Annotated in this window: 2 protein-coding genes; both read right to left on the bottom strand. The window is 61.5% G+C overall.

All coding sequences use genetic code 11. The features are described from left to right. Positions 1-73 precede the first annotated feature (73 nt). Positions 74-850: an IS21-like element helper ATPase IstB gene (istB, locus tag HHL24_RS43160; RefSeq protein WP_097221156.1), complete on the bottom strand. Its 777-nt coding sequence runs from the start codon at positions 848-850 to the stop codon at positions 74-76. Next, the gene (gene istA, locus HHL24_RS43155) at positions 840-2366 is read right to left on the bottom strand and encodes an IS21 family transposase (protein WP_169491323.1); all 1527 of its coding nucleotides are present in this window, start codon (positions 2364-2366) and stop codon (positions 840-842) included. The genes istB and istA overlap by 11 nt, the downstream gene beginning before the upstream one ends. Positions 2367-2468 lie beyond the last annotated feature (102 nt).

Here is a 2468-nt window from a genome sequence, read left to right as displayed (position 1 = left end):
TGTTGATTTGCACGGAATCCTGACCCGGGATTTGCATTGAATTCTGACCCACCCGTTGGACCAGCTTTGCGGGTTATTCGGTGGGTGTCTGGGTCTTCTTTCTCTCCTTCTTTGGCTGTGTCGTGCTGTTTCTGAAACGATAGCTATCGTTGCCTGTTTCTACAATGTGGCAGTGGTGCGTGAGCCGGTCGAGCAGCGCCGTCGTCATCTTTGCATCGCCGAACACACTGGCCCACTCAGCGAAGCTCAGGTTGGTGGTGATGATGATGCTGGTTCGTTCGTAGAGCTTGCTGAGCAGGTGGAACAGCATGGCACCACCGGTCTGGCTGAACGGCAGATAGCCGAGCTCGTCGAGAACCACAAGATCGGCATACATGAGTCGTGTGGCGAGTTGTCCGGGCTTGCCCACGAGCTTCTCCTGTTCGAGCGCATTGACCAGTTCGATGGTGGAGAAGAAGCGCACGCGGCGTCGATGGTGCTCGAGGGCCTGCACACTGATCGCGGTTGCCAGATGGGTCTTTCCAGTGCCAGGCCCGCCCACCAGGACGATGTTGTGCGCCGAGTCGATGAACTCACACTGGTACAACTGGCGCACCAGCGCTTCGTTGGCGTCGCTGCAACTGAAGTCGAAGCCGCCGATGTCGCGATACGCCGGGAAGCGTGCCGCCTTCATCTGATACGCGAGTGAACGCACTTCGCGCTCTGCGATTTCCGCCTTGAGCAACCCGGCAAGCACCAGCGAAGCCGACTTGTAGGCCGGCGAGTCCTGCGCGGCGAGCTCGCCTAACGCCTGTGCCATACCGTGCAGCTTGAGTGACTTGAGCATCTGCATCATGACGTCAGGCTGCATGATCGTCCTCCCGATTCCTCAGGCGGTCGTAGCGGCCCACGTTGGCCTGTGGCTCAACCTTCAGTGCGAAGGCCTGTGGCGTCTGCAGCGGCGGCACAGGCGGGCTGTCGAGCAGCCGGCTCAGGATGTTCAGCACCGTCTGCTTGTTCGGTGCGCCGGCCTCGAACGCCAGCTCGACTGCAGTGAGCACCATCTGTTCATCGTGCAGCAGGACCAGCGCCAGAATCTCGACCATCTCCCGGTCGCCTCCGGGGCGCTTCAGCAGCACGCCCTGCAACTTGCGGAAGCCATCCGGAAACTCGGCGAAGGGTGCACCGTTGCGAAGCGCTCCCGGTTTGCGCTGCAGGACTGCCAGGTAGTGACGCCAGTCGTAAATGGTTTCGCCGTGGTCATGGCTGCGGTTGATACAGCGCTCGTGCTCGGCAATCACCTGGCCTTCGGCGACGAACACGAGTCTGGCTGCGTAGACGCGCAGACTGATGGGCCGGTTGGCGAACGACGCCGGCACGCTGTAGCGGTTGCGCTCGAAGTTCACAAGGCAGGTCGGCGAGACGCGTTTGGTGTGTTCAACGAAACCATCGAACGGCTGGCCTACCGGCATCAGGTGTGGCCGCTCGGCCGACCACGCGTCCCAGATCGTCATGTCCTGTTCGGGATGCCGCGTCTGCTGCCACAGCAGCACACACTGGTCGGCCAGCCAGTCGTTGAGCGCGGCCAGCGAGCCAAACGTCGGCACCTTCTGCCAGAGCCGGTGGCGACTGTCCTGGACGTTCTTCTCGATCTGCCCCTTCTCCCAGCCAGAAGCGACGTTGCAGAACTCGGCGTCAAACAGGTAGTGGCTCACCATTGCACTGAAACGCGCATTGACCTCGCGGACCTTGCCGGGGCGCACCCTGTCGACGGCGGTCTTCATGTTGTCGTAGATGCCGCGGCGGGGAATGCCGCCCCACGCGACGAACGCGTGATGATGCGCGTCGAACAGCATCTCGTGGGTCTGCAGCAGATAGGCGCGCAGGAAGAAGGCACGACTGTGGCTGAGCTTGAGCTGTGCCACCTGCAGCTTGGTGCGCTCGCCGTTGATAACGGCCCAGTCCTCGCTCCAGTCGAACTGGAACGCTTCGCCAGCGGCAAACCGGAGGGGAACGAATGTCCCACGCCCGGTCGTCTTTGCCTGCTCGTGCTGCTCCTGTCGCCAGCGCCGGGCAAACGCCGCGACACGATCATAGGAGCCAGTAAAGCCCAGCACGCAGAGGTCCGCGTGAATCTGCTTGAGGGTTCTACGCTGTTTGCGGGGCCGCGTCGCCTCGGTCTTTAGCCAGCCAGCAAGCTTCGCAGCAAACCCGTCGAGCTTGCTGGGGCTGTGGCGTTCGGGATAGGCGGGCAGTACGGTGCCGGCCCGTATGTAGCGTCTGACCGTGTTTCTGGACACGCCCAGCCGTTTGGCAATCTCGCGCAACGACACATGATCGCGAAAGTGCCAGCGTCGGATGATGCTCAATATAGCCACGTCGATCACTCCGTTCCCCCGCCCGTTGCCGAGCAGGTCAGTGTTCTACGTGGGTCAATATTCGATGCAAATTACTACGCAGGGTGGGTCAGGATTCCGTGCAAATCAACA

Origin of the sequence: Paraburkholderia polaris (genome assembly GCF_012927345.1) — a bacterium.
In the GTDB taxonomy this organism is placed as follows: domain Bacteria; phylum Pseudomonadota; class Gammaproteobacteria; order Burkholderiales; family Burkholderiaceae; genus Paraburkholderia; species Paraburkholderia polaris.
Note: the sequence above shows the minus strand (reverse complement) of the source record. Positions and strands in the feature narration are given on the sequence as shown.